Raw genomic sequence first — 12,705 nt, forward strand, 5'->3', positions numbered from 1 at the left:
CAGCTGACAACAATGCCCGGTATCGGACGCGTTCAACCGAAATGCAAATGTTGTCGCAGCGGATGTCCCGTTTGTCATCCCAGGCGGTGTTGGGTGGGAATAAATTGGCGTTCCCCTTGCTGGAAAAAGCCTACCACCTTTTTGACGACGATTTTCATGCCTTGGTTGATGGAGATGAAGCCACTCCGGCATCTGAAGGCGCGGATGTCTTGGATGTGCTCGATAAAATTGATGGCGAATGGCGCACTTACTTTCAGGCAAACAAAGACAACCCCACGATTGACACCATTTTGGATAATCAGAAGCTGCTGGTTGGAATTGGTGAAGATGTTGTCAACATCAATGCTAACGACGCAGCATTGCAGCAACTCACTCAAGACTTGGTGGATGCTCTGGAAAAAGCTGGAGTGAGCAAGAATGAAATTGATCTGGCCCACGAACAGGTGATGTTGACGCAGCGGATGGCCAAAAATGCCAATGCCGCTTTGGCAGTGGAAACCATCAATACCGAAACCGTGACCATGCTGGGTGCGGATCGAAATAAATTCAGTGAAACCCTGAGTGGGATGCTCGATGGTAATGCCGAATTGGGGTTGGCTGCGGTAAATGATGCTGCTGCCCGATCAAAATTGCAGCAAATTCAGATCAAGTTCAAGAATTTTGAAGCATTTGTTGATAAATTTACTGACAATATGCAGAACTTGACCGCAACTCGGCAAGCCAATCAAACGATTAACATTCAAAGCGATACGTTGCTGAATTTGACGCAAAATCTAACCAAGGTTTATGAGAAACAGTCCAGCAACATTACGTATGTGTTTGTTGAAGTGATTCTGGTTCTTATTTCTGCGGCAGCTTTGACTCTCCTGATTATGGTTTACAACGCGGAAGCACAGCGTCGGCGTCTGGAGTCTGAGCGTGAGAACAAGCGGAATCAGGAAGCCATTTTGCGATTGTTGAACGAAATGTCGGATTTGGCCGATGGTGATTTGACGGTGCGAGCTTCGGTGACGGAAGACCTGACCGGCGCCATTGCCGACTCCATGAACTATACCATTGAAGAGTTGCGCAACCTCATTTTCAACATCAACCGCGCAACAGAGCAGGTGACGCAAGCCTCGCAACAAGCCCAGGCGATTTCTGAAGAGCTCTTGTCTGCGGCGCAGCGGCAATCGGATGAAATTCTGGAGGCGAACGAGTCGGTGCAAACGATGGCGCGTTCGATCAACAACGTATCGTCTTCGGCGGCAGAGTCTGCTCGTGTGGCCCAGCAGTCCCTTTCTGCTGCGGAAAAAGGCGCACACGCGGTGCAAAACGCGATTTCAGGGATGAATGAAATTCGTGAGCAGATTCAGGAAACTGCCAAACGTATTAAGCGTCTGGGCGAGTCGTCGCAAGAAATTGGCGAAATCGTGGAATTGATTTCCGATATTACCGAACAGACCAACGTATTGGCATTGAACGCTGCAATTCAGGCTGCTTCTGCCGGTGAGGCCGGTCGAGGCTTTACGGTGGTTGCTGAAGAAGTGCAGCGGTTGGCCGAACGCTCGGCCGAGGCGACCAAGCAAATCGGCGCGATTGTAAAAACCATTCAGACCGACACGCACGATGCGGTTGCGGCCATGGAAGTCTCGACGCACGGCGTGGTGGAGGGGGCCAAGCTTTCTGACGCTGCAGGTCAGGCTCTGTCTGAGATTGGTCAGGTGTCACGCAGCCTTGCTGAGTTGATTGAAACCATTTCGGCGGCCACTCGCCAGCAAACGGATGTGGCAGAACGTGTGTCACGGTCGATGTTGGATATCTTGCAGATTACTGAGCAAACCACCAACGGGACTCGTCAGACTGCGGTGTCAATTGGGCAGCTGACGTCTTTGGCTGCGGAACTGAAAGGCTCTGTTGCCGGCTTTAAACTGAATTGAGCGCACGCACCATGACATCTGCTACGGACTTCGACATCGGCTCGCTGGTGTGGGTCAAGGGTGAAATCGATCAAGCCCTTGATCAAGCGCTCAAAGGCCTGTCTGAGCAAGCAACTGCCGCCCCGGATTCGCGCCAGCTACGCGCTAGTCTTACCCATTTGCACCAAGTTACGGGTGCCATCAATATGGTGGGGCTGGATGCGGTTGGCAAGTTCTCAGAAGAAATCGAGATGGCGGTGCAAACCCTTGAGAAAGGGGGGGCAGCCCTTGGTGGAGAGCATTTTGCCGCGACGGCGGATGCTGTCAAAGCGTTGAAAGCGTATCTCGACGATTTGCTTAACAGCCGCTTTGAATCCGTTCTGGTGCTCTTCCCGTATTTCCAGCGCTTGCGTGCCATGCGAGGTGAAGTTGCGCGCGAGTCGGAATTGTTTTATCCAGATGTCAATGCGGGAGTGCCTCCGTTTGCTGATGCCTTGTCGATCAATCCCAACGATCTCGTTGCGCATCTGAAATCACAGCGTTCTCGCTATCAAATGGGGCTTTTGCAGTGGCTGCGCGATGGCAACACGGCGGGTTTACAGGCGATGTACCACGTTTTGCGTTCGGTGACGCGAGTGCAAACATCTTCCATGGGTCGTGGTTTTTGGTGGGTGGCAAGCGCGCTGATTGAGGCTGTGGCTTATAAGGGTATTGTGCAGGATACCGAGGTCAGACAGGTATTGCAGCGCATTGATTTGCAGTTGCGCCGTGCCACAGAAGGTTCAGCCAAGGTGGCTGAACGTCTTTTTCGTGATATTTTGTATTTTATTGCTCGTTCTCGTATTGAAACCCCCACGATCAAGGCTGTGCGCCAAAGTTTCCGGTTGGAGCAATACCTGCCCTCTACGATGCTAGATTTGAATCGGGCTGCGACTTCCTCGCGGGCGGCAAAAACGCGGGCTTTACTGAATAATCTAAAAGATGCTTGGGGTAAATATACGGCAGGCAATACCGATAAACACTCGGTTTGTATGGAAACCCTGAGCCAACTGCGAGAAGAGGCGCATGTTTTGGCTCAGGCCGATGTTGAGGCGATTCTGACCGATGTCGCCGTAATTGTCGAACATAAGGCATTGCCGCATTTGACAGAAAATGCGGCTCTTGAAGTCGCGACTGCGTTATTGCTTTTGGAAAATGCTGTCAATCTTTACCCGGAATGGCCGGCTGAGTTTTCTGCACAAGCGGGCGTCATGTCTGAGCGTTTACGTGCTGCCAAGGCGGGTGATCTGCAAGTTCTTGAGGCAATGGGGCGCGTGCCGATGGTGGATGAGGCGACGCGACAAGCGCAAGAGCGCCAGTTGCAAAGCCAAGTCGCCAAGGAAATTCGCGCAAATTTACAGCACATTGAGCAAACACTGGATAGTTATTTCCGGCAACAGATTTCCGCGTCGGATTTGGCAGGGTTGGAAAATGTCCTGCGTCAGGTGGATGGTGCCTTGACCATTCTGGATAAGCCGCAAGCTCATGCGGTGTTGGCGCATTGTTCGGATATGGTGCGTCGATTTGCTCGTGATGATGAGCTTATCAGCTTGGAAGAGCATCAGGATGTTGCCGAAGGTTTGTCGGCACTTGGCTTCTTTATTGACGAATATGAGGTGGGTCGTGATGCGAGTGCTCGAGTGCTTGACCCCATTTTGGCCCGGCTGCAAGGTGAACAAAAGCTGTCATTTGCGATTGAAGAGCCGCAAAGCGTTGAGCATGAGATCAAGGCGCAGAAGCAGCAAGCTCGACAATTGCTCGATACTTTGATTGAAAAACCGCAAGATCAAGCGGCCAAAGTTCAGCTGGCAGAGACACTTACGTCTTTGCAGCGTAACGCGGATTTGGTTGCTGATAGTGAATTGGTGGAGCAAAGCCGCATTGCCTTGGAGGCTCTTGAGGCAGGACATGCGGAGCCGGTTGCCAATGCAGTCGCTCCAGTGGCGGCTCTTGGCATTGAGTCTGACCATGCGACAGCGCTTCTTAGTGATGAGGCTGTCGATGCTGAGTTGCTGGAAATCTATCTTGAAGAGGCTCAAGAAGTTCTGACCAATGTTAGTGAACAGTTGGAGATCCTTCGCAATAATTTGGCTGATCGCGAGGCGTTGACGGTGATCCGGCGTAGTTTCCACACGCTTAAGGGGTCGGGGCGAATGGTTGGCCTTAACCATTTGGGGGAAGTGGCTTGGGCTGTTGAGCAAACATTAAACCGTTGGTTGCAGGACGACAAAAAGGCAACTCCCGCTTTGATCTATGTATTGGATCAGGCCGTCCAAGAGTTTGGTGGTTGGGTTGAACAATTGCAAACGACGGGACATTGTCGTTTGGATCCGGTTCGGATACCGGCTCTTTGTGAATTGCTGCGCGATGTCGATATATACACGGAAGCAGATTTGCTGGTTGTCAAAACGCATGTTGATGCGCCGACGACTGTTGCGGAGGAGTCTCAGCAGCCAGTGATTGAATCCAATGTAATTGCAGAGCCAATCGAAGCGGTTGAGCCGGTTGAAACGGTTGAGCCGGTTGAAGTGGTTGAGCCGGTTGAAGTGGTTGAGCCGGTTGAAGTGGTTGAGCCGGTTGAAACGGTTGAGTCAGTTGAAGTGGTTGAGCCGGTTGAAACGGTTGAGTCAGTTGAAGTGGTTGAAACGGTTGAGCCGGTTGAGCCGGTTGAAGCGGTTGAGTCAGTTGAAGCGGTTGAGGTAGTCCTCCCCGTGCTTGCCGAAGACGATGCGTTTGCGTTGGAACCGCCTGTTGGAGTCGCCCTCTCTGCGGACAGCACGGCTGAGAATTTGTTTGCCGGAGGAGTAAATGTTGAAGTTGCGTTGCCGGAGGTAGATCTGGCAATCGAAGTGCCCGAGGCGACCTTTGCCGACGACGGAGAAATGATTGTTGGCGATGATGGAGATATTCACATTGGACCAATCGCAATCTCTCCAGTGTTATTTAGCATCTTTGTCGAGGAAGCGGGCAAGCATGTTGCCGCCTTGCAGTTGGGGGTGAATCAGTTACATGGCGATCATATACGTTTAGTAGATTCTCATTTGGTATATGCCGCGCACACCATTCGAGGCATAGCCAATACCACTGGGTTTAGGCAAATGGGCGATTTGGGCGCTGCGCTTGAGACTTGGATAGCAGCACATGCGCATCATAATGTCGTGCCAAAGGCCGATGCAATCGCACAATTTGCGGCAGGTGTGGCCGCGCTAGGCGATATGCTGAATGCAATTGTTGCGCGCCATTGGCCAGACAGTGCCGACGTTGGCTTGCTTCTGGTGTTGAGCGGAGATCATCTTGCCGAGGCCGGGCGAGCTCCCAATGTTGGCGCTGATCGACGAGAGGTTCCAGATGCCGAGGCTTTGGCGCTTAATACCTTGCGTTTTGATAGCGACGAGTTGGACTCTGTGGTGCCGGTGCATGAGGAGGGTTATGAACTGGGCGACGAACTGTATTCTGAACCAGTCTTTATTCTGAATCTTGACGATGAGCTTCCTCCTGAAGATGGGGCTGCACTGTCGGATTTGCCCTCGCAGCTTCTATCAGGGAGCGTTGATGCAAATTTGGACAATTTGCTCATCATTGAAGTGCCTCAGGCTGAAGGTGAGCTTGGTAAAAGTAAGGTTACGGATGGCGGAGAACTTGGCGCGGTTGAACCCAGCGGGTCTGATTGGGCCGCTGTTGATTTAACGCTACCTTTGCTGGAAGAACCGGAGGGGCAAAGCACCGTTGATTTTGACTTGATGTTTGACGAGCAAGATGCATTGCTTGAGCACCCGGAAGCTTACCAAGAACCACATTTACATCTTGATGTTGTTGGGTTGATTGCTGATAGTACGGCTGTTTCTGACTCGGAAAATAATGTTCTGTCTGACCCTGGTGAAGATTTGGGTCACAAGGAACTTGATGAGGGCTTTCATGCTGGTGCAATAGTTAATGTCGTAAACGACATTGATGAAACAGGCAAAAGAAGCGAAATCGCCGAAGGGCCCGTCAGTGTGTTCGCACAGGCGTCCGAGGATGCTCAGGAAGAGCAGACGCCTGCACGAATTGAAGATGAAGCAGTTTTTGATCTGGATGCTGAAGTTCCCGTCGCAAAGGAAATTCAAGAGGAAACTTTCCCACAGGCAGAGGACGTCGATTCATACGAAGCAGTTGCCGCAGAGGACGTCAGTTCGGTGCAAGAGGCAGGGGCCCATGGATTTGATCTGGATTCCGAGTTACCGCTTGTTTCTGCGATAGAACAGGCTTCCGCTGATGGTGACTGCGCCGTTGAGAGCGTTCCTGACTTGGTTGCAGATATGGTTCTGGAATTTGACAGTGAGTATATCGCTCCGTCGATGGTGGTGGATACCTATGTCGAAGATGACGTGGAGTTGGTACTTGATTTATCTGAGGCAGAGCTGGCAGCAGAAAGCGAAATTCCGTTGGTATTATCCCCCGTTTCTGGTGATGAGCCAACGTTGGTTGTCGATGAGACTCTTGGTGTTGAATCGAGCTCCGCGTTGGAGCCAACTGTTGAGGATGAAACATCGGCAGAGCCTGTCGTACTGACAGAGCTTGTCGCAGAGCCATCAGTGATGGAAGAGCCTCCGGTGCTGACGCTGCCGATTGTGCCGGAAGTACGATTACAACTTCCAGAGGGCTTGCTGTCGCCTGCTGCTTTGTTGAGCACGATGCTTTCAGGGAGCGAGCGTCGTGACGATCTTGCGACTTCTCCGCAATCGTTGCTGGAGCAAGTTTTGCAGGTTAAAGACGATCTGGACGAGCAACTTCTGCCTATTTTCATCGAGGAAGGTCAGGAGTTGTTGCCACAAGTCAGTGCAGAGGTGCGTCGTTGGAAAAATGAACCACACCAAGCGCAAGCAGCAGTGACGCAACTGAAACGTATGCTGCATACATTAAAGGGCAGCGCACGTATGGCGGGGGCTATGCGTTTGGGGGATGCGACCCATCACATTGAAAGCCGTCTGATCGAAGCTGTAAGTCAGGATTCGCTTAATTCTGCCTTGCTCGACGTGATTGAAGCTGACATAGATGTTCTGGATGCTCTGTTTGAAGTGCTGGTTAGCGGTGAAACCTTGGAGTTGCCAGCGCCTGTTGTGGTGGAAGACGCGCCCGCGATTGCAAGAGGCTACCACACCGTTGATGTGCCTGCGGCAGATGATCGCGCAGCGCCGGAGCCTGTTGCGCAAGATCAGGAATCCGGTAAAGCTTTGTTGCGTGTGCGCGCGGATATTATTGATCGCTTGGTGAATGATGCCGGTGAGGTTGCTATTACTCGCTCTCGAGTTGAAGCTGAGATGTTGGGTTTGAAGCGTTCTTTGCATGATTTAACTGAAAATGTCAGTCGTTTGCGCGCACAGTTAAGAGAAATTGAAATTCAGGCTGAAAGTCAGATGCAATCGCGTTTGTCCATCATTCAGGACGAAGCGGTTCAGTTCGATCCACTTGAGTTTGATCGGTTTACACGGTTGCAGGAACTAACCCGGTTTATGGCGGAAAGCGTCAACGATGTGGCGACAATTCAGTTTAATTTGCTGAATAATCTGGGAGAGACCGAAGGCGCCTTGCAGCAGCAAGGCCGGATGACCAAAGAACTTCAGCAGCAGCTAATGCGCATTCGGATGGTGCCATTTTCCAATATATCGGAACGCTTGTATCGTATCGTGCGCCAAACAGCCAAGGAAGTTGGTAAGAAAGTAAATCTGGAAATTCGCGGCGGGCGGGTTGAGATTGACCGCTCGGTGCTGGAAAAGATGACCTCTCCGTTTGAACACATGCTACGTAACTCTATCGACCACGGTTTAGAAGAGCGCGATGCGCGCTTGGCAGCTAATAAGCCTGAAGTCGGTGAGGTACGGATTGAAGTCAAGCAACAGGGTAATGAACTGGTGCTGACTCTGCAAGATGATGGTAAAGGGATTAACCTTGAACGCGTTCGCGAAAAGGCAGTGGAAAATGGTTTGATTCGCAGCGACGACAGTTTGACACAGGAGCAATTGATTCAGTTGATTTTTGCCCCAGGTTTTTCTACTGCACAAGAGGTAACACAGATATCTGGCCGTGGCATAGGCATGGATGTGGTGCGAAATGAAATCGGTAATCTGGGTGGCCGTATTGAGGTTAGTACAGTGGATGGTGCTGGCACGACGTTCACCATTCATCTGCCTTTAACCTTGGCGGTGATTCATGTGGTGCTGATCCGGATTGCTGATCGTCAATATGCGATACCATCGATCATGGTTGAGCAGGTGCAAGAGCTGAAGATTGATGCGCTCAATCGTCTTTATGATAAACGTATGATCGAGTGGATGGGCAATTTCTATCCGTTTTACTATATGCCGCGTTTATTGGGGGATAACCAGTCACAACCGGAAACCAAACGCTATAACACCGTGTTGTTGATTAAATCTGGTACGTTGCGTATGGCGGTGCATATTGATGAACTCATTAAAAATCTTGAAGTTGTGGTTAAAAACATTGGGCCGCAATTGGCGCGCGTGCCGGGTGTAACCGGAGCGACAGTGCTAGGGAATGGCGATATTGTCATGATTCTTAATCCGTTGCAGCTTGTGCCGGTGATTGAGCAATTAGCCCGTCAGCAGGCTTCATCTGGGCTGGTGCAGGTGCAAGCGACTCCAGTTGTTGAACCGGAGCCGGCCATTAACACAGCACCTGTCGTAATGGTGGTTGATGACTCGCTCACTGTACGCAAAATCACGGGGCGTCTTCTCTCCCGTGAGGGCTATCAGGTGATGACCGCCAAAGATGGTGTTGATGCTTTGCAGCAGTTGCAGGAAATTCGTCCTGACGTGATGCTGGTTGACATTGAGATGCCACGTATGGATGGATTTGAATTGACCCGTAACGTGCGCGGCTCGGACGATACGCGTGAAATTCCAATCATCATGATTTCATCGCGAACAGCGGACAAGCATAAAAACTATGCATATCAGCTAGGTGTCAATGTGTTTTTGGGCAAACCGTATCAAGAAGACGAATTGCTGACGCACATCCGAAATTTTGCTGCAGAACGACATGGAAGTCATTAAAGAGAATACACACAAATAAAAACGGCCAACGTATATGGCCGTTTTTATTTGATATAAGAAAAAGTATGGCAGCGAAATTTTTTGTCAGCCACCTTTGACGCGAACGACGCTATTTTTAGCTTTGGCCTTGGTTGCGGTCTTGGCTGTGGCAGTACGTTCTTTGGCGATCAAACTATCTACAACATTGAAGAAAACATGGCCTTCTTCATCGTTGACCATTGCTGGTGAGGTTTTATACTTGCCTTGAACAATAAAGGTTGGTACGCCATCAATTTGATAATCCTGATCTAGCTGTTTGGCGTTCTGTGCTTGAGCGACCACACCGAAAGAGTTGTACAGATCCATGAAATGTTTGCTGTCAACACCTTGTTTCGCAACCCAAGTCTTGAGCGTATCCGGGTCGCGGAGTTCCAGCCGTTCGGCGCCATTGCCGCCTTGCACGGTATCAAATACCGCACGGTGCAGCCGATTGACCAAACCACCAGCAACAAGCGCGTAGTAAATTTGACCGTGTTTCTCTTGAGCATCGCCCCATGCGACATGAACACGCTTAAATTCAACGTCAGGTGGTAAATGAGCTGCCCATTTTTCCAGTTCGGGTTCAAGGCGGTAGCAATGGGGACAGCCGTACCAAAAGAACTCAATAACCTCAATTTTGTTGTGGGTACTGGTTGGCTGAGGAGGGGATAGCAGACTGTATTGCTGCCCCTCGACAAGGTGTGTGTCTGCCTGGCACAAACTGGTCGTGAGCAACGAGGCGGTGAACAGCAGTTTCAGCGATTTCAGTACTTGCATACGCACTCCTGATGCGAGGGTTGGGGTGGAATGTCAATCTTTGGAAGGGATGGCGGCGATATTTTCATGCGCGAGAACCGCGCGGGCTTGTTGTATGTCTTGCGCGCTGTGAAGTGGGCCGACACGGACGCGATGGCGTATGCCAACGTCACCGAGATTCGTGGTTTGAATTTGCACTTCGAGGCCGTCCATTGATAAGCGAGCTTTCAGATTGTCCGCATCATCAGCACTTTGAAAAGAGCCAACTTGCAAATATTGCGGTTTCGCATCACTGGCGTCGGTGTTGTTATCGGTTGCGGGGGAGGCTTTTTGTGTCGTGTGGGCAGCTGATGCAGAAGCGGGAACCGTGTCCCCATTCGCTGGCAAAATGGTGTAGAAATCGTAACGTTGCTGATTTTTGGCGCCTTCGGCACCAATAGGAGCAAGAACCTCAGGTTTGGCAACTTTAGGTTGCACGGCGGACGCCTGACGGTGTTGCTGGTCAAGCAGGTTGTCAAAATGCGGCGGTGTCTGGCTGACCAAATAAAATACACCAATCGCAACCGCCAACCCGAGGAGTAACCCAACGAGTATTCCTGGTAAGACGGAGGGTTTGTGCTGGCTACCCTTGCTGGTGCGGGGATTGTTTTTCATGTCAAGACTCATTCCCGAATTCTCCATGCCAGATGCGCAAGGCTTGGACTTCTAGCGCACAGGCGAAACATATATTCTTGGCGGTTGAGCGCACGAACACGTCCTTCTTTGACTGAGTGTGAGCACCCACGGCTGGCGCATTATACTCTTGCTGCGGGCGGCGGAAACCACTTCGGAGCTTGGCAGCAAGACATTAATATATATACTGTCATATCAAAGGCAAAAACGGCGGGTGCTTCCCATGCAATTCGATCTTGAACTGGACTTGCGAGGCCTTAATTGCCCGCTACCGATCTTAAGGACAAAAAAAGCCTTGGCAGCACTACCATCGGGCACCGTTCTGAAAATTTTGGCGACGGATGCTGGCGCTCCGGCTGATTTTGAGCAATTTTGCCGTCAAACGGGGAATGTGCTGGTGTCATCGACGCTTGGAAACGGAGTGTTTACGCTGGTGTTGCAGCGCAAGTGACGGCACTCTTAATTTGCGCACCGGCATGGTGCAGTGACGGGGGGCACTGTTGCATACTCGGCCGCTACACGATTTTTCTGTGGAATACATTGACTTATGTTAGCTCTGGCCCGTAAAATGCGCGCCATTTTCCAGCGTGTAGGATTGGATGTGCAGTCCATTGTCTGGCGCACTTTACTTCTACAAAGTGCTGTTATTTGCCTCGCAGTGGTGGTAGGTTTCGTCTGGAACCTGCTGATGCTACGTGCCGCTTTGCTGGCGGGCGTGGTTGCGTTGTTTCCTGCGCTAGCCTATGCGCGTTTGATTCGCCATGCTGATCGGGCACCTCTACGCATTGTTGTTCGCTTGCATCTGTTGGGTGAGCTGGTCAGGCTGGTGCTGAGTATTGCTTTACTCGTCGTAGCTTTTGTGTTTCTGAAGAGTGAATTTTCGATTCCGTATTTTTTCGGCACCTATGTGATGGCGCTGGCGATGTACGGGGTAGTGCTGGTTTTCAAATAACAACTGTTAAAGACTGAATCATGACCGAACAAGTTCAGCAAGCATTGACACCAACCGAGTACATTCAGCATCACTTGCAAAATTGGTCTACCGGCACGGGTTTCCATGCGTTTAACTGGGATACCTTTATTTTTGCAGGGTTGATTGGTGTGTTTTTTGTGGGTTTGTTCGCTTGGGTGGCTCGGCGCGCTACGTCTGATGTGCCCGGCCCCTTGCAAAATGCGGTCGAAATGATTGTTGAGATGGTTGACAAGCAGGTTAAGGACGTGTTCCACGGCAAGAGTGCTTTGGTTGCGCCGCTGGCGTTTACCGTGTTTATCTGGATTTTCCTGATGAACGCCATGGATTTCCTGCCTGTGGATTTGCTGCCTCTGATTGCGCAGTGGATTGGCAAAACTGCCTTTGGTCTAGAGCCGCATCAGGTGCATCTGCGCTCGGTGGCGACGGCGGATATCAACCAGACGCTGGCCATGTCTATTTGCGTGACGCTCATCACCCTTTATTTGGGTATTCGCGCCAAAGGGTTGGGTCACTTCATCAAAGAATTGTTTACGGCTCCGTTTCATGCTGAAGGGAAGCTTGCCATCATTATCCTCGCGCCAATCAACCTGTTCATGCAGTTGGTTGAATACGGCTCCAAGCTGTTGTCTCTGGCGTTGCGGTTGATGGGCAATATGTTTGCCGGCGAATTGGTGTTCATGCTGATTGCCTTGTTGCCTTTCTATGTTTCCTGGCTGGGTGGGGCGCCGTGGGCCATTTTCCACATTCTGATCGTTTTGCTGCAGGCCTACATCTTCATGATGCTGACCATTGTTTATTGTAGCTTGGCGGTAGAAAGCCACTGATTGTATGAGTGGTCGCATGTCGGCCGCTTGCTGTAGTTTTTAAACCCGCTTTATCAACGTTAGACTCGTAAACCAAGGAGAAAATTATGGAATTGGCACAAATCCAATCGCTGACGGCAATTGCAATTGGTCTGATGATCGGCTTCGCTGGCTGTGGCGCTGCCATCGGTATTGGGTTGGTCGGTGCCCGCTTCCTGGAGTCCGCTGCTCGCCAGCCGGAACTGATGAATGCATTGCAACCGAAGCTGTTTGTTATCGCCGGTTTGGTTGATGCCATTTTCATTATCGCGGTTGCTATCGGCCTGATGTTCGCTTTTGCCAACCCCTTGTTGGCTGTGCTGCATCACTAAGTCTGGGTCTGTAATCGAGGCCGGATTGGCCAGTAATACGGGGAGCATACGATGAACCCAAATATGTCGCTCATCGGCCAGTCGATCACATTTTTGATCCTGGTTTTGGTGGTGATGAAGTTC

At 50.9% G+C, this 12,705-nt stretch carries 9 protein-coding genes; 6 read left to right on the forward strand and 3 right to left on the reverse strand.

The window, feature by feature from the left end:
- The coding region (locus AC1W8Y_RS14530; RefSeq protein WP_482015212.1) for a methyl-accepting chemotaxis protein at positions 1–1,919 on the forward strand (1,919 nt) is incomplete at its 5' end.
- Positions 1,920–2,134: 215 nt separating this feature from the next.
- Here AC1W8Y_RS14530 and AC1W8Y_RS14535 read toward each other — a convergent pair.
- Positions 2,135–2,425: a hypothetical protein gene (locus tag AC1W8Y_RS14535; RefSeq protein ID WP_482015220.1), complete on the reverse strand. Its 291-nt coding sequence runs from the start codon at positions 2,423–2,425 to the stop codon at positions 2,135–2,137.
- A gap of 27 nt (positions 2,426–2,452) precedes the next feature.
- Between AC1W8Y_RS14535 and AC1W8Y_RS14540 the strand changes: the two genes are divergently transcribed.
- Entirely contained in the window at positions 2,453–8,989 is a 6,537-nt protein-coding gene (locus AC1W8Y_RS14540) for a hybrid sensor histidine kinase/response regulator (protein WP_482015219.1), read from the forward strand.
- An 84-nt stretch (positions 8,990–9,073) separates the two neighbouring features.
- On the opposite strand, the gene AC1W8Y_RS14545 is transcribed toward AC1W8Y_RS14540, so the two are convergent.
- A complete protein-coding gene (locus tag AC1W8Y_RS14545; protein ID WP_482015213.1) occupies positions 9,074–9,784 on the reverse strand; it encodes a thiol:disulfide interchange protein DsbA/DsbL in 711 nt (236 codons plus the stop codon).
- A 33-nt stretch (positions 9,785–9,817) separates the two neighbouring features.
- Positions 9,818–10,417 (reverse strand): SPOR domain-containing protein, encoded by a 600-nt coding sequence (locus AC1W8Y_RS14550; RefSeq protein ID WP_482015214.1) that lies wholly within the window; start codon positions 10,415–10,417, stop codon positions 9,818–9,820.
- Between the two features lie 241 nt (positions 10,418–10,658).
- On the opposite strand from AC1W8Y_RS14550, the gene AC1W8Y_RS14555 reads away from it, so the two are divergent.
- The 4 genes from AC1W8Y_RS14555 (at position 10,659) to atpE (ending at position 12,582) form a co-directional block, all read left to right on the forward strand.
- The gene (locus tag AC1W8Y_RS14555) at positions 10,659–10,886 is read left to right on the forward strand and encodes a sulfurtransferase TusA family protein (RefSeq protein WP_482015215.1); all 228 of its coding nucleotides are present in this window, start codon (positions 10,659–10,661) and stop codon (positions 10,884–10,886) included.
- A 117-nt stretch (positions 10,887–11,003) separates the two neighbouring features.
- Positions 11,004–11,387: an ATP synthase subunit I gene (locus AC1W8Y_RS14560; RefSeq protein ID WP_482015216.1), complete on the forward strand. Its 384-nt coding sequence runs from the start codon at positions 11,004–11,006 to the stop codon at positions 11,385–11,387.
- A gap of 20 nt (positions 11,388–11,407) precedes the next feature.
- Positions 11,408–12,232: a F0F1 ATP synthase subunit A gene (atpB, locus tag AC1W8Y_RS14565; protein WP_482015217.1), complete on the forward strand. Its 825-nt coding sequence runs from the start codon at positions 11,408–11,410 to the stop codon at positions 12,230–12,232.
- Between the two features lie 86 nt (positions 12,233–12,318).
- Complete coding sequence (gene atpE / locus AC1W8Y_RS14570; RefSeq protein WP_482015218.1) at positions 12,319–12,582, forward strand: F0F1 ATP synthase subunit C; 264 nt, start codon at positions 12,319–12,321, stop codon at positions 12,580–12,582.
- Positions 12,583–12,705: the final 123 nt, after the last annotated feature.

Source organism: Jezberella sp. (assembly GCF_964834465.1).

Excerpts from the sequence above, each read along its gene's own strand:
- AC1W8Y_RS14535 (WP_482015220.1), bottom strand. The coding sequence starts at position 2,425 with ATGCGCAACGAGATCGTTGGGATTGATCGACAAGGCATCAGCAAACGG.
- AC1W8Y_RS14540 (WP_482015219.1), top strand. The coding sequence starts at position 2,453 with ATGGGGCTTTTGCAGTGGCTGCGCGATGGCAACACGGCGGGTTTACAG.
- AC1W8Y_RS14545 (WP_482015213.1), bottom strand. The coding sequence starts at position 9,784 with ATGCAAGTACTGAAATCGCTGAAACTGCTGTTCACCGCCTCGTTGCTC.
- AC1W8Y_RS14550 (WP_482015214.1), bottom strand. The coding sequence starts at position 10,417 with ATGAAAAACAATCCCCGCACCAGCAAGGGTAGCCAGCACAAACCCTCC.
- AC1W8Y_RS14555 (WP_482015215.1), top strand. The coding sequence starts at position 10,659 with ATGCAATTCGATCTTGAACTGGACTTGCGAGGCCTTAATTGCCCGCTA.
- AC1W8Y_RS14560 (WP_482015216.1), top strand. The coding sequence starts at position 11,004 with ATGCGCGCCATTTTCCAGCGTGTAGGATTGGATGTGCAGTCCATTGTC.
- atpB (WP_482015217.1), top strand. The coding sequence starts at position 11,408 with ATGACCGAACAAGTTCAGCAAGCATTGACACCAACCGAGTACATTCAG.
- atpE (WP_482015218.1), top strand. The coding sequence starts at position 12,319 with ATGGAATTGGCACAAATCCAATCGCTGACGGCAATTGCAATTGGTCTG.